This is a genomic window from Streptomyces sp. NPDC047841 (assembly GCF_040704085.1).
In the GTDB taxonomy this organism is placed as follows: Bacteria; Actinomycetota; Actinomycetes; order Streptomycetales; family Streptomycetaceae; genus Streptomyces; species Streptomyces argyrophylli.
Genome location: NZ_JBEYRP010000020.1, coordinates 84,417 through 106,575 on the forward strand (window position 1 = coordinate 84,417; position 22,159 = coordinate 106,575).

General features: G+C 74.1%; 17 protein-coding genes. 6 read left to right on the forward strand and 11 right to left on the reverse strand.

Annotated features, from left to right (window positions below):
• Positions 1-7: 7 nt before the first annotated feature.
• The 3 genes from AB0947_RS30535 to AB0947_RS30545 all read right to left on the reverse strand — a co-directional run bounded on the left by AB0947_RS30535 (position 8) and on the right by AB0947_RS30545 (position 2,827).
• Positions 8-802, reverse strand: coding sequence for an SDR family oxidoreductase (locus tag AB0947_RS30535; protein WP_366753579.1), 795 nt, complete (start codon positions 800-802; stop codon positions 8-10).
• A 50-nt stretch (positions 803-852) separates the two neighbouring features.
• Positions 853-1,677 carry an aldo/keto reductase gene (locus AB0947_RS30540; RefSeq protein WP_366753580.1) on the reverse strand — a complete coding sequence of 275 codons (825 nt, stop codon included), beginning with the start codon at positions 1,675-1,677 and terminating at the stop codon, positions 853-855.
• Between the two features lie 196 nt (positions 1,678-1,873).
• Complete coding sequence (locus AB0947_RS30545; RefSeq protein WP_366753581.1) at positions 1,874-2,827, reverse strand: chlorophyllase; 954 nt, start codon at positions 2,825-2,827, stop codon at positions 1,874-1,876.
• A gap of 124 nt (positions 2,828-2,951) precedes the next feature.
• On the opposite strand from AB0947_RS30545, the gene AB0947_RS30550 reads away from it, so the two are divergent.
• Positions 2,952-3,611, forward strand: coding sequence for a TetR/AcrR family transcriptional regulator (locus tag AB0947_RS30550; protein ID WP_366753582.1), 660 nt, complete (start codon positions 2,952-2,954; stop codon positions 3,609-3,611).
• 104 nt (positions 3,612-3,715) lie between these two features.
• Positions 3,716-4,714, forward strand: a complete 999-nt coding sequence (locus tag AB0947_RS30555; protein ID WP_366753583.1) for an aldo/keto reductase family protein — start codon at positions 3,716-3,718, stop codon at positions 4,712-4,714.
• A 26-nt stretch (positions 4,715-4,740) separates the two neighbouring features.
• On the opposite strand, the gene AB0947_RS30560 is transcribed toward AB0947_RS30555, so the two are convergent.
• Genes AB0947_RS30560 through AB0947_RS30575 form a run of 4 tightly spaced genes read right to left on the reverse strand, consistent with a single transcriptional unit; the run spans position 4,741 to position 9,614 of the window.
• Positions 4,741-5,916, reverse strand: a complete 1,176-nt coding sequence (locus tag AB0947_RS30560) for an XdhC/CoxI family protein (protein ID WP_366753584.1) — start codon at positions 5,914-5,916, stop codon at positions 4,741-4,743.
• Positions 5,909-8,047, reverse strand: a complete 2,139-nt coding sequence (locus AB0947_RS30565) for a xanthine dehydrogenase family protein molybdopterin-binding subunit (RefSeq protein WP_366753585.1) — start codon at positions 8,045-8,047, stop codon at positions 5,909-5,911. Before AB0947_RS30565 ends, AB0947_RS30560 begins: the two co-directional genes overlap by 8 nt.
• Positions 8,044-9,036, reverse strand: a complete 993-nt coding sequence (locus tag AB0947_RS30570) for a xanthine dehydrogenase family protein subunit M (RefSeq protein WP_366753586.1) — start codon at positions 9,034-9,036, stop codon at positions 8,044-8,046. The genes AB0947_RS30565 and AB0947_RS30570 overlap by 4 nt, the downstream gene beginning before the upstream one ends.
• Positions 9,033-9,614, reverse strand: coding sequence for a 2Fe-2S iron-sulfur cluster-binding protein (locus tag AB0947_RS30575; RefSeq protein ID WP_366753587.1), 582 nt, complete (start codon positions 9,612-9,614; stop codon positions 9,033-9,035). The genes AB0947_RS30570 and AB0947_RS30575 overlap by 4 nt, the downstream gene beginning before the upstream one ends.
• Positions 9,615-9,962: 348 nt before the next feature.
• Here AB0947_RS30575 and AB0947_RS30580 point away from each other — a divergent pair, with 348 nt between their 5' ends.
• The gene (locus tag AB0947_RS30580) at positions 9,963-10,541 is read left to right on the forward strand and encodes a TetR/AcrR family transcriptional regulator (RefSeq protein WP_366753588.1); all 579 of its coding nucleotides are present in this window, start codon (positions 9,963-9,965) and stop codon (positions 10,539-10,541) included.
• A gap of 538 nt (positions 10,542-11,079) precedes the next feature.
• Here AB0947_RS30580 and AB0947_RS30585 read toward each other — a convergent pair.
• The 4 genes from AB0947_RS30585 to AB0947_RS30600 form a co-directional block, all read right to left on the reverse strand.
• Positions 11,080-13,962, reverse strand: coding sequence for an FAD-binding and (Fe-S)-binding domain-containing protein (locus AB0947_RS30585; RefSeq protein WP_366753589.1), 2,883 nt, complete (start codon positions 13,960-13,962; stop codon positions 11,080-11,082).
• 16 nt (positions 13,963-13,978) lie between these two features.
• Positions 13,979-15,145, reverse strand: a complete 1,167-nt coding sequence (locus AB0947_RS30590) for an anhydro-N-acetylmuramic acid kinase (RefSeq protein WP_366753641.1) — start codon at positions 15,143-15,145, stop codon at positions 13,979-13,981.
• A gap of 176 nt (positions 15,146-15,321) precedes the next feature.
• The gene (locus AB0947_RS30595; RefSeq protein WP_366753590.1) at positions 15,322-16,893 is read right to left on the reverse strand and encodes a sodium:solute symporter; all 1,572 of its coding nucleotides are present in this window, start codon (positions 16,891-16,893) and stop codon (positions 15,322-15,324) included.
• Positions 16,894-16,901: 8 nt separating this feature from the next.
• Positions 16,902-17,900, reverse strand: coding sequence for a BadF/BadG/BcrA/BcrD ATPase family protein (locus AB0947_RS30600; RefSeq protein WP_366753591.1), 999 nt, complete (start codon positions 17,898-17,900; stop codon positions 16,902-16,904).
• Between the two features lie 225 nt (positions 17,901-18,125).
• Here AB0947_RS30600 and AB0947_RS30605 point away from each other — a divergent pair, with 225 nt between their 5' ends.
• From AB0947_RS30605 to AB0947_RS30615, 3 genes are all read left to right on the forward strand, one after another.
• On the forward strand, positions 18,126-19,070 hold the full coding sequence (locus tag AB0947_RS30605) for a MurR/RpiR family transcriptional regulator (protein WP_366753592.1): 945 nt from the start codon (positions 18,126-18,128) through the stop codon (positions 19,068-19,070).
• 488 nt (positions 19,071-19,558) lie between these two features.
• Positions 19,559-20,455, forward strand: a complete 897-nt coding sequence (gene murQ, locus AB0947_RS30610) for an N-acetylmuramic acid 6-phosphate etherase (RefSeq protein ID WP_366753593.1) — start codon at positions 19,559-19,561, stop codon at positions 20,453-20,455.
• Between the two features lie 130 nt (positions 20,456-20,585).
• On the forward strand, positions 20,586-22,157 hold the full coding sequence (locus AB0947_RS30615; protein ID WP_366753594.1) for a glycoside hydrolase family 30 beta sandwich domain-containing protein: 1,572 nt from the start codon (positions 20,586-20,588) through the stop codon (positions 22,155-22,157).
• Positions 22,158-22,159: the final 2 nt, after the last annotated feature.

Below are 22,159 nucleotides of genomic sequence, written 5' to 3' on the forward strand. Positions count from 1 at the left end.
ACACGGGTCAGGGCAGGATGGAGTCCACGTAGCCGCCGTCGACCCGCAGCGCGCCCCCCGTGGTGGCGGAGGCGTGCGGCGAGCTGAGGTAGACGACCATGTTGGCGATCTCCTCGGGCTCGATGAGCCGCTGGATCAGGGACTGCGGCCGGTACTTGACCATGAACTCGCGCTGCGCCTCCTCCCAGCCCAGCTCGTCCCCGACGAGTTGCCGGACGAAGTCCTCGACGCCGCCGGTGTGCGTGGGCCCGGCGATCACGGAGTTGACGGTGACACCGCTGCCGGCGGCCTCCTTGGCGAAACCGCGGCTGACCGCCAGCAGGGACGTCTTCGTCATGCCGTAGTGGATCATCTCCGCCGGGATCACCACGGCGGAGTCGCTGGCGAGGTTCACGATGCGGCCCCAGCCGCGTTCCCGCATGCCGGGCAGGCAGGCGCGGATCAGCCGGACGGCGGACAGCACGTTGACCTCGAAGTAGCGGACCCACTCGGCGTCCTCGATCTCCAGCGGCGGGGCGGCGCCGAAGATCCCGAGGTTGTTGACGAGGATGTCGATCCGGGGCACGGCGTCGAGCACGGCCCGGGCGCCGTCCGCGGTCGCCAGATCGCCGGCGGCGCCCACGACGTCGGCCGCGCCGGCCTCGGCCCGGACCTCCTGCACGGCCTTCTCGACGGTCTCACCGCGGCGGCCGTTGACGACCACCCGCGCGCCGGCGCGGGCGAGGCCGACGGCGATGGCCTGGCCGATGCCCTGGGTGGAGCCGGTGACCAACGCGGTCCGGCCGGTCAGGTCGATGTGCATGGCGAACCTCCTCGACAGGTACGGGTGTGGGGGGCGGGGTGGTACGGCGCTCAGTTGAACGTGTCGGGGTCCGGGCCGGTCCGCAGGCCCCGGTCCAGCGCGGCCAGGCTCCGCAGGTCCTCCTCGGTCAGCTCGAAGCCGAAGACGTCCAGGTTCTGCCGGATGCGCTCGGGCGTCACCGACTTCGGGATCACGATGTTGCCGATCTGGAGGTGCCAGCGCAGCACGACCTGTGCCGGGCTCACGCCGTACCTCGCGGCGAGGTCCGTCACCGCCTGGTCGCCGAGGACCGCACCCTGCGCGAGCGGGCTCCACGCCTCCGTGGCGATGCCGTGCCGCTCGTGGAAGGCGCGCAGCTCCTCCTGCTGCAAGCCGGGGTGCAGCTCGACCTGGTTGACCGCGGGAGTGACGCCGGAGTTCTCCATCAGCCGCTCCAGGTGGGCCACCTGGAAGTTGGAGACGCCGATGGCCCGGGCGCGGCCCTCGCCGAGGATCTTCTCGAAGGCCCGCCAGGTGTCGGTGTAGAGGTCGCGGGCCGGGGTGGGCCAGTGGATGAGGTAGAGGTCGACGTAGTCCAGGCCGAGCTTGTCGAGGGAGGCGTCGAAGGCCGCGAGGGCCGCGTCGTAGCCCTGGTCCTCGTTCCACAGCTTGGTGGTGACGAACAGTTCCTCGCGCGCGATGCCGGACTCCGCGATGGCCCGGCCGACGCCACGCTCGTTGCCGTAGATCGCGGCCGTGTCGATGCTGCGGTACCCGGCCTGGAGCGCGGTGGTGACCGCCGCGGTGGTCTCGTCGTCGGGGACCTGGAAGACACCGAAGCCGAGCTGCGGCATCTCGATGCCGTTGTTCAGCGTCACGTTCGGGGTCGGGTTCATTGCTGTGCCGTCCTTCCGGGAGTGCGCCGCTCGCCGGGTGCGAGGGCGTCCCGTCTGGGTACCCCCGTCGCACCGTCCGAGGCGGCCGTTGTACGTTCCAGGCGTGAGCGATCAATGCGCGCACGCCTTACGGTCGCCGACAATAGTTGCAGGCGCGGTATAGGCGCAAACGCAAGTAGTCCCGGAAGGGGTGCGCCTACTTGGACTCCACCCGCCCGAACGCGTCCGGGCCGGTGGTCAGCGCGTCCTGCGCGTCCCGCCACGCGCTGTCGCCCGGGTCGAACGCGCTGCGCAGGTAGGCGGAGGTCAGCCGGGCGAGGGCGGCGACCCGGCCGGGGTGCTCGTCCGTCGTCTCGGCGGCGTCGTACCCGGCGATCCCGCCCAGCCCGTGCTCCGCGTCGAACAGGGTGAGCAGGGTCTTGGGGGCCGGGGCCAGATGGAACGGGTCGGCGTGCCAGGCCGGGCCCATGTCCGTGAAGTGCCGCGAGTCGTCCTTGTCCCCGGCGACGACCAGCGCGGGCGTGGTCATGGCGGAGAAGTCGAGGGTCCTGAAGGCCGGCAGCCGTTCCGCCATGGACCCGTTCAGGGCGTCACCGCCCCGGCCGGGCGCGGCCAGCAGCACGCCCCGCTTGATCCGGGGCTCGAACAGGCGCACCTCGCCGCCGTCGTCGGGGTCGGTGAAACGGGCGCCCAGCAGGAGGCTCGCGGTGAAACCGCCGAGCGAGTGCCCGGCCACGGCGACGCTGCCGTGGTCCAGGCGCCCGGCGAGTCCCGGTACCGCGTCCTCGATCACTTCGAGACGGTCCAGGACGTGGGTCATGTCCTCGGCGCGGGAACGCAGGAAGAAGGGCGCTCCGGGAGCGTCCGTGAGCAGGGGGGCGAGCGTGCTGGAGCTGAGGTGGGTGGGCTGGACGACGGCGAAGCCGGAGGCGGCCCAGAGGTGGGCGAGCGGCGCGTAACCGTTGAGGGAGGACAGGTTGTTCGAGCCGCCGTGTCCGTGCGAGAGCAGGACGACGGGCAGTCCGGTCCCGGTCGCCGGTGCGGTCACGCGCACCTGGAGGCCGACGGGACGTCCGGGCACGGTCAGCACCACCGGGCTGTAGGAGAGCACGGGGGCCGGCGGGGTGACGGTGGGGGTGGATGCGCTCATGGGTGCGGCCTTCCTTGGGTCCGGCATCGGCCGGAACGGGTCCGGCATCGGCCGGAACGAAACGGAACGTTGTTCCGGTTGGCTGGCGGCTACGATACGGAACGTCGTTCCGCTTCACAAGTGCATGCGGAACATTGTTCCGCTTAGCGGCGGCGAGAGGCAGGGAGACAGAGCGGTGTCCACTTCAGGCCAGACCGGACCGGCGCAGGGCCCGGGCCCGGGCAAGCGGGCCGACGCGGTGCGCAACCAGCAGAAACTGCTGGCCGCCGCCGCAGAGGTGTTCGTGACCTCCGGCGTCGACGCGCCGATCCGCGAGATCGCGGCCAGGGCGGGCGTCGGTATGGGGACGATCTACCGGCACTTCCCGACCCGGGCCGATCTCGTCGTCGCAGTCTTCCGCCACCAGGTCGAGGAGTGCGCCGAAGCGGGCCCGCGCCTGCTGGCCGACGCCGGCTCACCGCTCGCGGCGCTGCGCCAGTGGATCGGCCTCTTCATCGACTTCCTGGTCACCAAGCACGGGCTCGCCGACACACCGCAACCGGACGGCAGCGGCTTCGCCGCGCTCCACACCTACTTCCTCGACCGCCTGCTGCCCGTCGCCGGGCAACTGCTCGACGCGGCGGTCGAGGCGGGGGAGATCCGGCCCGGCGTCGAGCCGTACGAACTGATGCGCGGCATCGGCAACCTCTGCGTCGGCGCCGACAACGACCCCCGCTACGACCCCCGCCGCCTGGTCGCCCTGCTCCTGAAAGGACTCCAGGCACCGCCGTCGGCGCGGGGCTGACCGCCGAGTTCGCGGCGGCCCCCGGCCCGGCGTGATCCTGGACCGGGCGCCCCCGCCCCCGCCCACCGGGAACCACCGGAAGACAACGAGAGCAAGGAGCACCCATGCGGTACCGCAAGCTCGGCAGTTCGGACCTGGACGTCTCGGAGATCTCCCTCGGGTCCTGGCTCACCTACTCCGGCGGCATCGAGGCGGACGCGACCCGCGCCTGCACCGAGGCGGCGTTCGACGCCGGCATCAACTTCTTCGACACCGCCAACATCTACGGCCGGGGAGCCGCCGAGACCGCATGGGGCGAGATCCTCTCCGCCCACCCCCGCGACTCCTACGTCCTGGCCACCAAGGTCTACTTCCCGATGTCGGACGACCCGTCCGACCAGGGCCTGTCCCCGGCGCAGATCGCCCGGCAGATCGACGCCTCCCTCACCCGGCTCAAAACCGACTACGTCGACCTGTACCAGGCGCACCGCTTCGACCCCACCGTGCCGGTCGAGGACACCGTCGAAGCGTTCCGGAAGGTCGTCGAGCAGGGCAAGGCCCGCTACATCGGATTCAGCGAGTGGACCCCCGAACAGATCCAGGCCGCGGTCGACGTCGCCGGCCCCGGCCTGTTCGTCTCCTCCCAGCCGCAGTACTCCATGCTCTGGCAGGCCCCCGAGGCCGAGGTCTTCGGACTCTGCGCCGCCCACGGCATCTCGCAGATCGTGTGGTCCCCGCTCGCCCAGGGCGTCCTGACCGGAAAGTACGAGCCCGGGCAGCCCGTACCGGAAGGCAGCCGCTTCGCCTCCGCCGACATGGCCGTCTCGAAGGACCTCGTCTACAGCAACGCCACCCTGGAAGCGGTCCAGCGGCTCGTCCCGATCGCCGAGGAGGCCGGGATGAGCATGGCCACGCTGGCGCTCGCCTGGGTCCTGCGCCGTGGCGAAGTCGCCTCCGCGATCACCGGCGCCTCCCGCCCCGAGCAGGTCCACGCCAACGCCGGCGCCTCCGGCGTGGACCTGTCCGACGACCTGCTGACCGCTGTCGACCGGGCGCTCGGCGACGTCCCCGTCACCGAACCGACCCTCGCCCCCGGCGCCCGGCCGGGCGTCCAGCACCGCTGACCGGCCGGGCACCGGGGGCGGCCCCGTCAGGCGACCGCCGCCCGCCCGCCGTCCCCGTGCCCGCCGTCCCCGTGCCCCTTCCCGTGTCCGCTCTCGTGGTGGATCGGCGTCGTGCCGCCGGTCAGCGGCGCTCCCGTTCCGCCGCGCCGGGCGGCGACGATCTCCGCCGTGATGGACAGGGCGGTCTCCTCCGGTGTGCGGGCGCCGAGGTCGAGGCCGATCGGTGAGCGGAGGCGGGACAGCTCCGGTTCGGTGAGGCCCTCCGCCCGCAGACGCCGGTCGCGGTCCTCGTGCGTGCGGCGCGAACCCATCGCCCCGACGAACGCGACCCGCATCCGCAGGGCCACCTTCAGCAGCGGCACGTCGAACTTCGCGTCGTGGGTGAGCACGCACAGGACCGTACGGGCGTCCGTCGTGGTGCTCCGCAGGTAGCGGTGCGGCCAGTCGACGACCACCTCGTCGGCGTCCGGGAAGCGGTCCGGCGTGGCGAAGACCGGGCGGGCGTCGCAGACGGTGACGTGGTAGCCGAGGAACTTTCCGGCCCGGGCCAGCGCCGACGCGAAGTCCACCGCACCGAAGACGATCATGCGCGGGGGCGGCACGTTCGACTCGACCAGCAGCGTCACACCGCCACGGCAGTGCGAGCCTTCCGCCGACAGCTCCACCGTGCCGGTGCGGCTCGCCTCCAGCAGCGCTCGGGCCTCGGCCGCCGCCACCCGGTCCAGCTCCGGACGGCCGCCGAGACCGCCCTCCACCGTGCCGTCGGACCGGACCAGCAGGGCCCGGCCGAGGAGTTCGGCGGGGCCCCGGGCGACCCGGGCGAGGGCCGCCGGTTCGCCCCGCGCGGCGGCCGACAGCGCCGGCCGCAGGACGGGGCGCACGAGGGCGTCGCCGGTCACCGGCGTGACCAGCACGTCGATCGTCCCGCCGCAGGTCAGCCCCACGGCGAAGGCGTCCTCGTCGCTGTACCCGAACCGTTCGGCCACGCTCTCCCCGGTCCGCAGCGCCTCCCGGCACAGGTCGTAGACCGCGCCCTCCACGCAGCCGCCGGAGACTGAGCCGATGACGGTGCCCGCGCTGTCGACGGCGAGGGCCGCGCCGGGACCGCGCGGCGCGCTGCCGCCGACCGCCACCACGGTGGCGACGGCGAACTCCCGGCCCTCCTCGGTCCAGCGGCGCAGCTCCTCGGCCAGGTCAAGCATCCGGCGCCCCCGCGGCGGCCGACAGGACCCGGTCGGGCCGGATGGGCAGGGCGCGGTGACGTACGCCGGTCGCGTGCCAGACCGCGTTGGCGACGGCCGCGGCGGCGCCGACGACGCCGACCTCCCCGATGCCCTTGATGCCGACCGGGTCGTCCGGGTCCGGGTCGTCGATCCAGTCGGCCTCGACGCGGGGCACGTCGGCGTGGGTGGCCACGTGGTAGCCGGCGAGGTCGGCGCCGACATGGCCGCCCGAGGCGCGGTCCCGGTGGGCCTCCTCGTGCAGGGCCATGGAGATGCCCCAGATCATGCCGCCGCGCAGCTGGTTGCGGGCGGTGAGCGGGTTGACGATCCGGCCCGCCGCGAAGACGCCGAGCATGCGCCGCACCCGCACCTCACCGGTGCCGACGTCCACGGCGACCTCGGCGAACTGCGCGCCGAAGGAGTGCCGTTCGGCGCGCGGCAGGGCCGCGATGGCCTCGGCGGTGTCGGAGCGCACGGTGATCCCCTCCGGCGGGACGTCGGCGCCGAGGGCCAGCCGTTCGCGCAGTTCACCGGCGGCGGTCCGGACCGCCCAGGCCCAGGAGCGGGTGCCCATGGAGCCACCGGCGATCATCGCGGGGCCGAAGGCGCTGTCCCCGATGCGCACCTCGACCCGCTCCGGCGGCACCTGGAGGGCGTCCGCGGCGACCAGGGTGAGCGCGGTACGGGCGCCGGTGCCGATGTCGGCCGCGGAGATCCGCACGGTGAAGGTGCCGTCCGGGTGCGCGGTCGCGGCGGCGGTGGACGGCGCGGCGCCCGCCGGGAACGAGGCCGCGGCCGTACCGGTGCCGAGCAGCCAGCGGCCGTCGCGGCGCACCCCGGGGCGCGGGTCCCGGTCCGCCCAGCCGAACCGGCGGGCGCCCTCCCGGAAGCAGGCGGCCAGGTTGCGGCCGGCGAACGGCAGGCCCGACACCGGGCCCTTGTCCGGTTCGTTGCGCAGCCGCAGCTCGACCGGGTCGATCCCGCACTTCTCGGCGAGTTCGTCGAGCGCCGCCTCCAGCGCGAACGACCCGGGTGCCTCGCCCGGGGCGCGCATGAACGTCGGGGTCGGCACGTCGAGCCGTACGAGGCGGTTGGCGGTGTGGTGGGCCTCGGCGTCGTACATCACCCGCGCCACCCCGGCGCTGGGCTCGATGAACTCGTACACCGTGGAGGTGGCGCTGACGGCGCTGTGCTCCAGCGCGCGCAGCCGTCCGTCGGGGCCGGCGCCGAGCCGGACGCGCTGGGTGGTGGGGCTGCGGTAGCCGGCCAGCGAGAACATCTGGCGCCGGGTGAGGACCACCCGCACGGGCCGTTGCAGGACGGTCGCGGCCATCACGGCGGCGACCTGGTGGGCGCGGACACCCTTGCTGCCGAAGCCCCCGCCGACGTGCTCGGAGCGCACCCGCACGGAGGCCGGGTCGAGCGAGAAGAGGTTCGCGAGTTCGCCGGAGACCCAGGTGACGCCCTGGTTGGAGTCGATCACCTCCAGCTGCCCGCCGTCCCAGCGGGCGGTCGCCGCGTGCGGCTCCATCGGGTTGTGGTGCTCTTCGGGGGTGGTGTACTCGGCGTCCACGACGACGGGCGAGGAGGCGAGGGCGGCGTCGAGGTCGCCCTTCTCCGTCACCGCCGGCATGTGGCCGTCCAGCGGGTACGCGTCCGGCCGCCCGCCGGTGAACTCGACGTCGTGCGGCTCCTGTTCGTAGTGCACGACGAGGGCCTCGGCGGCCTCCCGCGCCTGCTCGGAGGTCTCCGCGACGACCAGCGCCACCGGCCAGCCCCGGTGCGGCACCCGGTCGTGCTGGAAGACCGCGCAGGTCGGGTCGGGACGCATGCCCATCAGACCGGTGTAGTCGGTCTCCAGGCGCATCGCGTTGCGGTGGTCCAGCACGGCCAGGACGCCCGGCATGGCGAGGACGGGCTCGGTGTCGAGGGCGGTGACGCGGCCCCGGGCGACCGTGGACAGCACCAGCCAGCCGTGGGCGAGGCCGGCGAAGGGCACCTCGCCCGCGTAGCGGGCCGCTCCGGTGACCTTGTCCCTGCCCTCGACACGGGTGTGGCCGGTGCCGACGGCGGGCGCCTGCGCGGGTGTTCCGGTGGTGACGGCGGTCATCGTGCGGTCTCCTCGGCGAGTTCGGTCAGGACGGCCACCACGAGGTTGCGGACGAGGTCCACCTTGTACCCGTTGTGCGGCAGCGGCCGGGCCGCCGCCAGCTCGGCGTCCGCCGCGGCGGCGTAGGTCTCGGCGGTGGCCGGTGCGCCGGTCAGGACCCGCTCGGCCGCGGCGGCCCGCCACGGACGGGAGGCCACGGCGCCGAGGGCCAGGCGCGCGTCCTGGACGACGCCGTCCCGGACGTCGAGCGCGGCGGCGAGGGAGCCGATGGCGAAGGCGTAGGAGGCGCGCTCGCGGACCTTGCGGTAGCGGGAGCGGGCGGCGACCGGGGCGGGCGGCAGCGTGACGCCGGTGATCAGCGCGCCCGGCGGCAGGGCGGTCTCGCGGTGCGGGGTGTCCCCGACGGGCAGGTAGAAGTCGGCGAGCGGCAGCCGGCCGGGCCCGTCGGCCGTCTCGAACCGGACCACGGCGTCGAAGGCGGTCAGGGCGACGGCCATGTCCGAGGGGTGGACGGCCACGCAGTGGTCGGAGGCGCCCAGGATCGCGTGGTTGTGGTGCTCGCCCTGGATGGCGGGGCAACCGCTGCCGGGCACCCGCTTGTTGCAGGGCTGGGTGACGTCGGCGAAGTAGCCGCAGCGGGTGCGCTGGAGCAGGTTCCCGCCGACCGTGGCCATGTTGCGCAGCTGCCCGGAGGCACCGGCCAGCACCGCCTGGGCGAGCGCCGGGTAGCGGCGGCGGACCTCGGGGTGGGCGGCCAGGTCGCCGTTGGTGACGGTGGCGCCGATGCGCAGGCCGCCCTCCGGCGTCGTCTCGATCTCGTCCAGCGGGAGTTCGCGGATGTCGACGAGCCGCGCGGGCCGCTCGACGCCGGTCTTCATCAGGTCGACGAGGTTGGTGCCGCCGCCGAGGTAGCGGGTGTCCGGATCGGCGCCGAGCAGGGCGACGGCCCCGGCGACGTCGTGCGCCCGCTGGTAGTCGAACTCCCTCATGCCACGGCCTCCTCGGCGCCCGTCGCGGAGTGCGCGCGGGCCTCGTCCGAGCGGGCCCCGGCCGCGCGGGCCACCGCGTCGACGATCGAGACGTACGCGGCGCAACGGCACAGGTTCCCGCTCATCCGCTCGCGGATCTCCTCGGCGGTCAGGGGTGGTGGCCCCGCTTCGGGGCGGACGTCCTCGGTGACGGCGCTCGGCCAGCCCGCCGCGTGTTCCTCGATCATCCCGATCGCCGAGCAGATCTGGCCCGGTGTGCAGTACCCGCACTGGAAGCCGTCCAGGTCGAGGAACGCCTGCTGCACGGGGTGGAGACGGTCGCCGTCGGCCACGCCTTCGATGGTGGTGATCTCGCGGCCCTCGGCCGCCACGGCCAGTTGCAGACAGGCGACGGACCGGCGTCCGTCCAGCAGGACCGTACAGGCCCCGCACTGTCCCTGGTCGCAGCCCTTCTTGGTGCCGGTGAGATCGAGACGCTCGCGCAGGGCGTCGAGCAGGGTGGTGCGGTGGTCGACGGGCAGTGTGTACTTCTCGCCGTTGATCTTCAGGGTGATGACACTGGACGTCGATGAGGCCATGAGCTGCTTCTTTCGCGTTTCCAGAAACGGGGGCCGGCTGCCGGGGGCCCGGCGCGGGGGGTGTGTCGTGCGGTGCGTGCCGCGCGGTGTGTGCCGTGCGGTGTGTGCCGTGCGGTGTGTGCCGTGACGGACGGGGCGAAGGTGCGGGTTCGAAGGGCGTGTTCGCAGGGCGCTGTGCCGGTCTTGGTGCCGGGGGCTGGGACCCCGGTGCGGGCGACCGACGCCTGCCGCGGGGCCGCCCCAGCCGCTATGGTGAAGCTAAACGGATAACTGTCCGGTCACGGGAAACGTAACGGACACTTGTCCGCTTAGCAAGGGCGAGGTTCGGCCACGCCGTGAGGAGGACGAGTGCCGCAGCAGAAGGACTCACCCCGGCGCTCGGACGCACAGCGCAACCGCGAGCGCATCCTGCAGGTGGCGCTCACCGAGCTGTCGCGCTGCGCCGACGCCCCGCTCAGCGTGATCGCCAAGAAGGCCGGGGTCGGGCAGGGCACCTTCTACCGCAACTTCCCCAACCGCGAGTCACTCGTCCTGGAGATCTACCGCCACGAGATGCGGCAGGTCGCGGACAGCGCGGAGGACCTGCTCGCCGGCCGGGCGCCCGACGAGGCCCTGCGCGCCTGGATGGACCGGCTCGCCGAGTTCGCCATGGCCAAGGCCGGGCTGGCCGACGCGATACGGCAGGTCACCGGCGCGCCGGGCGGCCCCGCCAAGCCGTCGCCCACCCCGGTGGCCCGCGCGGCGGAACTCCTGCTGCGCGCCAACGAGGAGGCGGGCACCATCCGGCCCGGAGTCACCTCGGACGACTTCTTCCTCGCCATAGCGGGCCTGTGGCAACTCGACCCCCACGACGACTGGCAGCCCCGCGCCGCCCGCCTCCTCGACCTGGTCATGGACGGACTGCGCGGCGGAGCGCGCGGGGCGTGAGGTGCGGGCGGCTTGCCCGGCGAGGGGTTCGGAGTGCGAGGTGTCGGCGGCTTGCCCGGCGGGTCGCCTCGGGAAGTGAGGTGCGGCCGAATTCGGGCGGGTCGCCTCACGGTGGGGTGCGACCGGACCGGGGCGCGGGTGCCACCGGCGCGGGTGCCCCCGGGCAGCGCCGCTGGTCTGCGAGCGGGGTGCTGTGGACGGCTTGCTGCGGGGCGCGGCGCCTGGGGCGAGGCGGTGCCGGGCTGCGGGCGGGCGCTGCGGCTTCAGGGGCAAGCGTCGCCCGGAGGGGGCCGGGGCGGGCACGCCTCGCGGGTGAGGCTCCGAGCCGGCGATGGTCCCGGTAGCCGAGGGGCGACGCGGCGACGTCGACGGCCCGTCATCAGCTCGGCAGGGCCGGGGCCGCCGTGCCGCCCCGGGCCGTCCCCCAGGCGGTGGCCCTCTCACGCCGTGCCCCCTCACGCCGTGCCCCCAGGCCGTTCCCCCTCACGCCGTGCCCCCCAGGCCGTGGCCCTCTCACGCCGTGCCCCCCTCACGCCCCTCAGGCCGTCGCCTCGTCGAGGAGTTCCAGGACGTGCCGGTAGGGATGCCCCGTGGCCCGGGTCATGCCCAGTTCGCAGGTGCGGTTGCAGGAGGCGTACGCGTCGTACGTGACCGCGTTCAGCTCGGCCGCCTGGGCGGCGACGGCCGACGCGGTGATCTCCGGGTGCAGCAGGCCCCGGTCCCCGGCGAACGCGCAGCAGCCCCAGCTGTCGGGGACCGTCACCTCGTCGCTCACCGCCTCGGCGACGGTGCGCAGGGCGGTCTCGATGCCGAGGTGCACCGTGGAGCAGGTGGGGTGCAGGGCGAGGCGGCCCAGGCGCCGGGGCTCGGGCAGGGCCGGGAGCAGGTGCTCGGCCGCGAAGACCACGCTGTCGACGAAGCGCAGCGCGGCGAAGCGGGCGCGGTCGGACTCCGGGAGGGCGTCGCGCAGTTGGTCCAGACCGTGCGTGCAGGACGAGGCGTCGCACACCACCGGCAGCCGGCCCTGCCCGCTCGCCTCCCACAGCGCTTCCAGGGTGCGCGCGGCCATGGTGCCGTACCCGGCGGTGTACCCCTTGGACTGCCAGGGGGTGCCGCAGCACAGTCCGTCCAGCCTGGAGGGCACGGCGACGGGAACCCCGGCCCGCGCGCACAGCCGCAGGAAGGCCCCGGTCGCGCCGGTCGCCCCGCCGGGGCTGCCCTGTCCGCCGTCCTCCGGGGCGAAGAGACTGCCGATGCACGCGGCGAAGAACACCGCGCGGGCTCCGGCCGGGCGGTGGGGCGCGGGGCGGGCGGGGCCGCCACGCGGGATGTCGTCGCTCCAGGCCGGCACCAGCTCGCCCGCTCCCAGCCGGCGCAGCGCGCCGGTCGCGGTGCGCAGGACGGGGGAGGGGGTGGCGTGCGCCGTGTTCAGGGCGGCGCGTACGGCCTTGACGGCGGTCCCCCAGTGCCGGGCCACCGTGTCCCCCGCGCGCTGCGCGACCGCACCGTGCCCCTCGGCGCGCAGGCGTTTCATCACCGCCCCGGTGTCGATGGTGACCGGGCACGCGGTGACGCACAGGCTGTCGGCCGCGCAGCTGTCGACGGCCGCGTAGCCGTAGTCCTCCGCCAGCGCGCGCCGCCGCTCCTCGTCCCCCGCCGCCGTGGCCAGCGCGATCTCGCGCCGCAGGGCGATGCGCTGACGCGGTGTCGTGGTGACGTCGGCGGTGGGGCACACCGGCTCGCAGTAGCCGCACTCGACGCACGCGTCGACGGCGGGGTCGACCTCCGGGATGCTCTTGAGGTTGCGCAGGTGCGCGCTCGCGTCGTCGTCCAGGAGCACACCCGGGTTGAGCACCCCGTGCGGGTCGCACAGCCGCTTCAGCTCGCGCATGACGTCGTACAGCTCGTCGCCGTACTGCCGGCGCACGAACGGCGCCATGGCCCGCCCGGTGCCGTGCTCGGCCTTCAGCGTGCCCCCGGCGTCCAGGACGAGGTCCACCATGGCGTCGGTGAACCGGGCGTAGCGCTCGACCTCGGCGGCGGAGTCGAAGTCCTGGGTCAGCATGAAGTGGAGGTTGCCGTCGCGGGCGTGGCCGAAGATCACCGCGTCCTGGTAGCCGTACCGGTCGAAGAGCCCGGTCAGGCCCTCGCAGGTGCGGGTGAGCCGGTCCATGGGCACCGCGATGTCCTCCAGCAGCGCGGTGGTGCCGGGGCGGCGCGCGCCCGCGACGGCGGTGTACAGGCCCTTGCGCAGGTGCCAGAGCCGGGCCCGGGCGCGCGGGTCGCCCACGAGCGCGGTGTCGCCGACGGCGGGCAGCCGGTCCAGGACCCGCCGCGCGTCCGCCACCCGCTCCGCCAGCAGCCCGGGGTCCTCCTCGGCGAACTCCACCAACAGGGCCGCGTGCCGCTCCACGCGCAGGCCGCGCACCTCGTCGACGGGGTCGGGGGACCGCTGCGCCACCCGGAGCGACGCCGCGTCGAGGAGTTCGGCGGTGCGGGCACCGGCGGCGAGCAGCGCGGGCAGGGCGTCGGTGGCCTCGGCGAGCCCGGGCAGCACCAGCAGGCCGGTGGCTGTGTGCGGCAGCAGCGGGACGGTGCGGAAGACGGCCTCCCCGACGAAGCCGAGGGTGCCCTCGCTGCCGATCATCAGGTGGGCGAGGACGGCGGCGGGTTCGTCGTGGTCCAGGAACGAGTTGAGGCCGTAGCCCATGGTGTTCTTCATCGAGAACAGCCGCTCGACGGTGGCCCGGGACCGGGCCGAGCCGCGCACGCGGTCGCGCAGCCGCAGCAGGCCCGCGTGCAGTTTGGGTTCGCGGGCGCGCAGCGCCTCGTCGGCGTCGGGCAGCGCGGTGTCGACCACCGTGCCGGAGGGCAGCACGAACTGGAGGGACTCCATGGTCCGGTAGGCGTTGTCCCGGGTGCCGCAGTTCATGCCGCTGGAGTTGTTGGCGACCAGACCGCCGATGGTGCAGGCGGACTCGCTGGCCGGGTCGGGGCCGAGCCGGCGCCCGTACCGGGCGAGCCGCGCGTTCACCTGCCGCACGGTCAGCCCCGGCTGTACCCGCACGCGCAGCCCGTCGTCGAGGACCTCGGCGGCGCGCCACGCGCTGCGGACGTCCACGAGGATGCCGTCGCCACCCGCCTGCCCGGCGAGGCTGGTGCCCCCCGAGCGCAGCGTGAGCGGCAGCCCGGCCGCGCGGGCGCCGGCCATCAGGGCGCCCACCTCGGCCGCCGACACGGCCCGCACCACCGCGCGCGGGGTGAACAGGTACGGCGAGGCGTCGTGGGCGGCGGCGACCCTGCGGGGAACGTCGGTCGTGACCCTGGCCGGGTCGTCGACGCACGCGGACAGCAGCTCGGCCAGGCGGTCGGGCCGGTCCTGCGCGTGCGCGGCGGCGGAGGGGGCGTCGGAGGGGGTCATGGGTCCTCGGATGGGATCAGACGATCCGCAGCAGGTGCGGCGGCTGTGCGACGGGGGCGGGCAGGCGCAGCGGCGCCAGGCCGGGGGTGATGCTGCCGAGCAGCGTGGCCCTGGCGGCGCCGGTGGCGGAGGGGTGGGTGCCGGGCAGGCCGTGGACGGTGAGGAAGCCCAGGACGGCGAAGGCCAGGGCCTCCTTGGCGTCGGAGGGCAGCCCCAGGTCGTCGCTGCGGCGCACCGGCACGCCGGGCAGCTCCTCGCCGATCATGCGCATGAGCACCGGGTTGCGGGTGCCGCCGCCGGAGGCGACGAGCTGGGTGACCCCGTGGGCCCGGCAGGCGTCGGCCACGGTCACGGCGGTCAGCCGGGCCAGCGTGGCCAGCACGTCGTCGGTGGCGGGCGTGGGTACGGCGTCGAGCGCCCGCAGCAGGTACGGCAGGTGGAAGTGCTCCTTGCCGGTGGTCTTCGGTGCGGGCCTGCGGTAGTAGGGGTCGGCCAGCAGGAAGCGGAGGAGTCCGGGGCTGACGTTCCCGGCGGCGGCCCGGCGTCCGTCCGCGTCGTAGGCGGCGCCGTCGCCGGTGAAGTGCCGTACGGCTGCGTCGAGCAGGGCGTTGGCGGGGCCGGTGTCGAAGGCCAGCGGTTCGGCGCCGGGCGCGAGGACGGTGACGTTGGCGATGCCGCCGAGGTTCAGCGCCGCCGGGGTGCCGGGCAGGGCGCGCAGCAGCAGACTGTCCGTCAGGCCGACCAGCGGGGCGCCCTGGCCGCCGGCGGCGACGTCCCTGCTGCGCAGGTCGGAGACGACGGGCAGCCCGGTCTCTTCGGCGATCCAGGCCGGCTGGCCGAGTTGCAGGGTGCCGCGCACGACGCCGTCCTCCACCCAGTGGTGCAGGGTCTGGCCGTGCGAGACCACCAGGTCCGCCGCCCCCGCGCACAGCTCCCGCAGGGCACGCGCCGCCGCTCCCGCGAAGGCCTGCCCGATGCCGCTGTCCAGCGCGCAGACGGCCTGCGTGGTCGTGGCGGCCGGCGGCAGCGTGGCGGCGATCAGGGCGCGCAGGTCCTGCGGGTAGGGCACGGAGAGGTGGCCGAGGGGGCGCAGGAGCAGGGTGTCGCCGTCCAGGGTGAGGTCGGCGGCGGCCGCCTCGATGGCGTCGTACGACGTGCCGGACATCAGCCCGATCACCCGCATGGCGCCTTCGGGACCGTCCGCCGCCCGCTCGGCGGACGCGGTGCGCTGCGGCTGGGACATGGTGCGTGCCTCCGGGGGCGTGCGTGGAAGGAAGGGGGCCGGATTGTTGGGTGCGGACCGCTGTCCGGCGCGCGGCGGGGGCGTGCCGGTCCGGTCCGCCCCCTGCCGGGCGGGGATCAGTCCTGGCGGACGGCTGCCGCGACCCGCCCCTCGTCCGGGCCCGGTTCGCCGTCGGCCGGCCGGGCCGCCCCAGGTTCGGGGGCGCGGTGGAACAGGCTCATCAGACCGCCGACGACCAGGGTCACCACCACGCCGATCGGAACCAGCCACTGGGCGGCGATGGCCGTCGGCACCGTGGCGCCGCCCACGGTCACGTCGATCTTGACCTCGCGCACGATGTACGTCATCACCGCGACCGTCACCAGGAACGCCACCACGGAGTCGGCCTCGCCCGCGCGCCGGACGATCCGGCCGAGCAGGAACGCGCCGAGCAGGGCGCCGTAGGTGTAGCCGGCGATGGTCAGGCCGGTCAGGTAGACGTTGCCCGTGCTGGTGCTGAACGCGCAGGCGAAGACCGCCATCAGCGCCGCCCACACCAGCGTCATCACCCGGGCGAGCTTCAGCAGGGACGCCTCGGACGGCGTCGTGCGGAAGAAGCTGTGGATGATGTCGGCGACGGTCGAGTTCGACATGGAGTTCAGCGCCGAGGACAGCGAGCCCATGGCGGCGCCCAGGATGCCGGCCACGAGCAGGCCGGAGACCACCACCGGCAGGCCGTGCAGGATGAAGTTCGGGTACAGGTTGTCGGAGCTGTTCAGGCCCAGCTCCTTGAAGCTCTTGCCGTCGTTGTACGACCACAGCAGCGCGCCCACCAGGGAGAACGCCGCGAACTGGACGGTGACGAAGACGCCGGAGGCGATCATCGCCTTCTGGCCGTCGCGCAGGGAGCGGGTGGCCAGGATGCGCTGGACGATGAGCTGGTCGGAGCCGTGGCTGGCCATGGCGAAGATCGCGCCGCCGACGATCGCGGTGGGCAGCGCGAACGGGCTGGTCAGGATGTGCGCCAGGGTGAAGTCGGTGTCGAACAGCCGGAACTCGCCCGCGTGCAGGGCGTGCGAGAAGCCGGCGCCGCCGACGTGCCCGGACAGGACGGCGATGGCGAGGACCGCGCCGCCCAGGTAGAGGCCCATCTGGATGGCGTCGGTCCAGATGACCGCCTTGATGCCGCCGAGGTAGGTGTAGACGACGGTGATCACCGTGAGCACGATGATGATGACGCGGTAGCCCGCGTGCACGCCGAACTCGTCGAGCAGCAGCTTGATCGGGATCGCGGAGGCGAACAGCCGCACGCCCTCGGCGAGGAGACGCGTGAAGACGAAGGTGACCGACGCCAGCCCCTGGAGTTTCAGCCCGAACCTGGTCCCGAGGTACTGGTAGGCGCTGACGAAGCCGCCCCGCTTGTACAGGGGGATGAGTACGGTGGCCACGACGACGCGGCCGATGACGTAGCCGAGGGCCAGTTCGACGTTGCCGAAGCCCTGTCCGCTGTACGCGCCGCCGGGCACGCTGATGACGGTGAGCACGCTGGTCTCGGTGGCGACCACGGAGAACGAGACCGTCCACCACGGCATGCCGCCCTCGCCGACGAAGTATTCCTTCGACGTCTTCTGCCGGCCGGCCAGGCGCAGTCCGATCACGGCGATCGCCACCAGATAGACGACGATCACCACGAGGTCGAGTTGGCGCACGCTCTCTCCTAAGCAACGGCCGGCGGGGAGACCGGCGGGGTGGGGACAGGGGGGAAGGGGGCCGTCCGCCGGACGCGGACGACATGCGGTTCGTGCGGCCCGCGGGCGTCCAGGGCCAGCAGGCACGCGCCGTCCAGCGGGTCGCCGAGCGGGGGGCGCAGCCGCAGGGGGCGAGGGAAGCCGGCGAGCGCCGAGCGCAGCGGCCCGAGCAGCGGTTCGCCGAGGCCGGTGAGCCCGCCGGTGACGGCGACGTCGAGGCCGTCGCCGCCGATCCGGCGGGCCGCGGCGAGCACGGCCTCGCCGAGCGCCGTGGCGGCGTCCCGGACGATCGCCGAGGCCGTGGGGTCACCCGCCGCGGCCGTGCGCGCGACGTCCGGCGCGAAGGACGCGGCGGTACGGGCGGGGTTGCCGTCGCGGCCCAGGGCCGACGGCAGCCGGTCGGGGTCGCCGAAGCGCTCGGTCGCGGCGGCCAGCAGCGCGGTGTCCGGGCCGCGTCCGTCGTGGGCGCGCAGCGCGGCCCGCAGCCCGGCGGCGCCGATCCAGGCGCCGCTGCCCTCGTCGCCGAGCCAGGGACCCCAGCCGTCGACGCGGGCGTACGCGCCGTCGTCCCCGATGCCGATGGCCACCGCGCCGGTGCCGATCGCGAGCACGACGCCGGTACGGCCGGCCAGGGCACCGGCGTGGGCGGTGACCGCGTCGCTGGTCACGGCCACCTCCTCGGCGGACAGATCGTCCAGGAGCAGCCCGGCCAGGGCACGGGCCGCGTCCGGTGCGGTGGCGGCTCCCGCCGCGCCCACGCAGACGGCCGACGGCCGGACGGACGGCTCCCGCGCCAGCAGGGGCCGGACGGCGGCGAGTACGGCGGCGCGGGCCGTCGTCACCCCGTCGTCGGTGGCGAGCCCGGGGGCGCCGGGCACCTCGTGGACGTCTCGGGCAGGGCCGGCGCCGTCCCACAGCACGGCACGGCAGCCGGTCTTGCCCAGGTCCACCGCGACTGCTGCTGTCATGCGGCACGCCTTCGTGTGTCCAGGGATCCGTCACGTCGAACGGTCACCAGTGGCCGGAAGACCGGTGGCCGGCGCGGATCGCGGTGCAGCGAGTATCAGAAGGCGGACCTCCGGATGTCAATAAGTAACGTCATCGAGTGAGTCCCGTAAATTTTTGACGCCGCTCGCGGGGCGTGGTTACTGTGGCGCCACCCAGTCGGGCGTTCACCCAGGAGGCAGCGGTCCATGGCCGGCCAGAAACCACCCCGCACCCCGGCCCGGCCGGCGGACGAGTCCCCCGCCGGGACCCTGGCGCGCATCCGCGCCGAACTGCCCGCCATGGCACCGTCGGAACGACGGGTGGCCGACGTCGTCCTGGCCGATCCCGCGCAGGCGTCGGAGCTGTCCATCAGCGCGCTCGGCCGGCGGGCGGACACCTCCGTGGCCACGGTGATGCGCTTCTGCCGGACGATAGGCATCACCAACTACCCCCAGCTGCGCCTCGCTCTCGCCGCCGCGGCGGCCCGCGAACACGCCCTCGACGGCGAGCGCCCGATGCCGAGCACCGACATCAGCGCCACCGACACGCTGAGCGAGATCGTCGAGAAGATCGTCTACAACGAGGTGCGGGCCCTGGAGGACTCCGGGGCCGGGCTGGACATCGACGTCCTGGGCCGTGCGGTGGACGCGGTGGCGGGAGCGCGGCGGATCGACATCTTCGGCGTCGGCGCGAGCGCCTTCGTCGGCCAGGACCTGCACCAGAAGCTGCACCGCATCGGCCACATGGCGTTCATCTGGACCGACCGGCACGCGGCCCTCACCGCGACGGCGCTGCTCGGACCCGGCGACGTGGCCCTCGCGATATCCCACTCCGGGGAGACCGAGGACACCGTCGAGCCGCTCCAGGCCGCCGCCGAGCGCGGCGCGACCACCATCGCCCTCACCAACGTCCCCCGCTCCGCGCTCGCCCGCAGCGCGGACCTGGTGCTGACGACCTGCGCCCGGGAGACGCCCTTCCGGTCGGGCGCGACCGTCAGCCGCATCGCCCAGCTCGCCGTCGTCGACTGCCTGTTCGTGGGCGTCGCCCAGCGCGGCTACGACGCCGCGACCGCGGCCCTGCACGAGACCTACGAGGCGGTCCGCCGCCGCAGCACCCCGCAACCGGGACGCCGCACGCAGACGCCCGACTGACGCCTGCCGGGGTGCTCGGCAGGTGCGTTATGCCTCCGATCGGCCGGCACCGGCACCTCCGCCCCAGCAGCCGGCGCGTCCGACCCCGAGCCCCCGCCGACGAGCCTCCGGCTCCGAGCAGCAACCGGCGTCGCCGGCCCGAGCCTCCGACTTCGACCAGCAGCCACCGAGCTTCCGTCCCCGGCCAGGAGCCCCCGCCCACGAATCCCCGGGCTTCGACCCGGACCCCCGCCTCCGAGCCCCCGGCTCACGCCCGCAGCCCCCGCTCCACCACCCAGACTTCCCGCCTCCGCCTCACTCCAGGAGCCCCGGCTCCGACCAGCAGCCCCCCGAGCCCCCAGGCTCACCCCCCGACCCCTCCCGTTTCGATGCGGAGCCCCCGGTCCGACCACCAGCCCCGCCCCCCCGGGCCTCCGCCGCCCCCCTAGCCTCCGCTCACCCCGAGCCCCCGGCTCACCCCCCGTACCGTCCAGGAAAGGAAAGCCGCCGTGGACCTCAGCACTCTCGGCACCGAGACCCGCAACGAGCGGACCGTCGATCTCGACCGCATGCCGGTCGGCGAACTGCTGTCGGTCATGAACGACGAGGACCAGACCGTCGCCCGCGCGGTACGCGGCGCCCTCGCGGAGATCGGCACCGCCGTCGAGGCGATCACCGCGTCCCTGCGCCGCGGCGGACGGCTCATCTACCTCGGCGCCGGCACCAGCGGCCGTATCGGACTGCTCGACGCCGTCGAGTGCCCCCCGACCTTCGGCACCGCCCCGGAACAGGTGGTGGGCCTGCTCTCCGGCGGTCCCGGCGCCTTCGTCGTCGCGGTGGAGGGTGCCGAGGACGAACCCGAGCGGGCCGCCGCCGACCTCGAAGGGATCGGCGTGGACGACCGCGACACGGTCGTCGGGCTCGCCGCCAGCGGCCGTACCCCCTACGTCGTCGGCGGACTGAAGCACGCCGCCGCCAAGGGCGCGACAACGGTGTCGGTCGCCTGCAACCGCGACGCCGTGATCAGCCGCTACGCCGACATCCCCATCGAGGTCCCCACCGGGCCCGAGATCCTCACCGGGTCGACCCGGCTGAAGGGCGGTACCGCCGAGAAGATGGTCTGCAACATGCTCTCCACCGCCTCCATGGTCCGCCTGGGCAAGGTCTACGGGAACCTGATGGTCGACGTCCGGGCCAGCAACGAGAAGCTGCTCGACCGCGCCCGCCGCATGGTCGTCCAGGCGACCGGCGCGGACCCCGACGCCGCCGCCGGGGCCCTGCGGGCGGCGGGCGGACACGCCAAGACCGCCATCGTCATGCTCCTCGCGCACTGCACCGCCGAGGAGGCCGCCCGGCGCCTGGAGAAGGCCGGCGGCGACACGCGGACGGCCGTGGGCCGGCCCTGAACAAGGCGCACGCCAGGCTTACTTCAAACCTTGACTTAACTCCGCGGAATTGCTTGGATCCGGAGCGGTCGCGCGCCACCGGCACCGTTCGGCGCCGACCCCCGACACCCCCGGAGCCCAGGGAGCAGGCGTGGGACGTCATCTCACCGCACTAGCGGCCGTCGCGACCATGGCCGTGTCCGCGCTGGTCGGCGCGGGCCCGGCCGCGCACGCCGACCGAGCCGCGGGCGGGCCGCCCGGCCACGGCCGGATCGTGACCGGCACCTACTCCACCGGCGCCGCGCGGGCCTGGGTGCCGCTGCCGGAGGTCAGGACCGGCACCGACCCCGGCGGCCCGGTCGACGCCACCGTCGTCGCGGACCCGAAGGCCGTCCGGCAGCAGTACGCGGGCGTGGGCTTCTCCCTGGACGAGACAAGCGTGTCCAACCTGTGGAAGCTCACCCCCGCCGAACGGGAGAAGGCCGTCCGGCTCCTCGTCGACCCCGTGCACGGCGCGGGCCTGGACCGGTTCAGGCTGACGATCGGCAGCCCCGACCTCATCGAGCACCTGCCGTTCTGGTCGGAGGACGACCTGCCCGCCGGCGTCACCGACGACTTCGGGCTGAAGCACTTCTCCATCCGGCGGGACGTCGACCTGCACATCATCGACACGGTCAAGCTCATCCAGCGCTACAACCCCCACGCCACCTTCTTCGCGTCCGCGTGGAGCGCACCGGCGTGGATGAAGACGAACAACCGGTTCACCGGGCAGGTCGCGCTCAAGCCCGGGAGCAGCACGGAGTACTACCAGGCCGGCAAGTTGCGGGACGACTGCATCGACGTCTTCGCCCGCTACTACGTCAAGTTCGTCCAGGCGTACGCCCGGCACGGCATCCGGGTCGACGCCCTGACCCTGCTGAACGAGCCGGGCATGGACGTCGTCTACCCGGCCATGGACATCAGCGTCGCCCAGCAGCAGAAGCTGGCCCTGGCGATCAAGCGGGAGTTCCGGGCCGCGCGGCTGAACACCGGGCTGTACGTGCATGACTTCAACTTCTGGGACTGGCGCGACCCCCACAGCGAGGCGACCAAGAACTACCACCGCATCTTCGACGACGCCCCCGACGGCTCGGTGACCGGCGCGCAGGTCCGCGAGGCGGCCGACGCCATCGCCTTCCACCCCTACTGGGGCGACCCGACCGTCATGCGCGACGCCTACGAGCAGACGGGCAAGCCGGTCCAGCTCACCGAGACGAGCGACCTGTCGCCCTCGACCATCCTCGACGACTTCCGCCTCGACGCCGGTTCCTACATCCTGTGGGCCCAGACCACCGACCAGGACGGCGGCACGCTGCACTGGACACCGGCCCGGGACAACGACGTCGACTGGAACCAGGTCGCGGCCACCACCAAGTGGCGGGACCGGCTGGTGACGGTGAACACGGCCACGCGCCATTTCACCGTCCGCGACGAGCTGTACCCGATCGGGCAGTTCGCCAAGTACCTCGCGCCCGGCGACGTACGCCTCGAATCCAGCGCCGCCGAGCACGGCATCGGCAACGTCGTCTACCGCAAGAAGGACGGCTCCTTCGTCGCGGTCCTCGGCAACAGCACCCACACCGACGGCAAGGTCCGGATCACCGTCGCCGGCCGGTCGTTCGTGGTGACGGTCCCGGCGGACTCCTTCGCCACCTACCGCTGGAGGAGCGGCCCCGGCCGCTGACG

What these genes read in the sequence shown, in the direction of transcription:
- AB0947_RS30570 (WP_366753586.1), bottom strand. Translation starts at nt 9,036, where the DNA reads ATGAGGGAGTTCGACTACCAGCGGGCGCACGACGTCGCCGGGGCCGTC.
- AB0947_RS30590 (WP_366753641.1), bottom strand. Translation starts at nt 15,145, where the DNA reads ATGCGGGTGATCGGGCTGATGTCCGGCACGTCGTACGACGCCATCGAG.
- AB0947_RS30600 (WP_366753591.1), bottom strand. Translation starts at nt 17,900, where the DNA reads ATGACAGCAGCAGTCGCGGTGGACCTGGGCAAGACCGGCTGCCGTGCC.
- AB0947_RS30605 (WP_366753592.1), top strand. Translation starts at nt 18,126, where the DNA reads ATGGCCGGCCAGAAACCACCCCGCACCCCGGCCCGGCCGGCGGACGAG.
- AB0947_RS30560 (WP_366753584.1), bottom strand. Translation starts at nt 5,916, where the DNA reads ATGCTTGACCTGGCCGAGGAGCTGCGCCGCTGGACCGAGGAGGGCCGG.
- AB0947_RS30535 (WP_366753579.1), bottom strand. Translation starts at nt 802, where the DNA reads ATGCACATCGACCTGACCGGCCGGACCGCGTTGGTCACCGGCTCCACC.
- AB0947_RS30540 (WP_366753580.1), bottom strand. Translation starts at nt 1,677, where the DNA reads ATGAACCCGACCCCGAACGTGACGCTGAACAACGGCATCGAGATGCCG.
- AB0947_RS30555 (WP_366753583.1), top strand. Translation starts at nt 3,716, where the DNA reads ATGCGGTACCGCAAGCTCGGCAGTTCGGACCTGGACGTCTCGGAGATC.
- AB0947_RS30575 (WP_366753587.1), bottom strand. Translation starts at nt 9,614, where the DNA reads ATGGCCTCATCGACGTCCAGTGTCATCACCCTGAAGATCAACGGCGAG.
- AB0947_RS30565 (WP_366753585.1), bottom strand. Translation starts at nt 8,047, where the DNA reads ATGACCGCCGTCACCACCGGAACACCCGCGCAGGCGCCCGCCGTCGGC.
- AB0947_RS30585 (WP_366753589.1), bottom strand. Translation starts at nt 13,962, where the DNA reads ATGACCCCCTCCGACGCCCCCTCCGCCGCCGCGCACGCGCAGGACCGG.
- AB0947_RS30545 (WP_366753581.1), bottom strand. Translation starts at nt 2,827, where the DNA reads ATGAGCGCATCCACCCCCACCGTCACCCCGCCGGCCCCCGTGCTCTCC.
- AB0947_RS30550 (WP_366753582.1), top strand. Translation starts at nt 2,952, where the DNA reads ATGCGGAACATTGTTCCGCTTAGCGGCGGCGAGAGGCAGGGAGACAGA.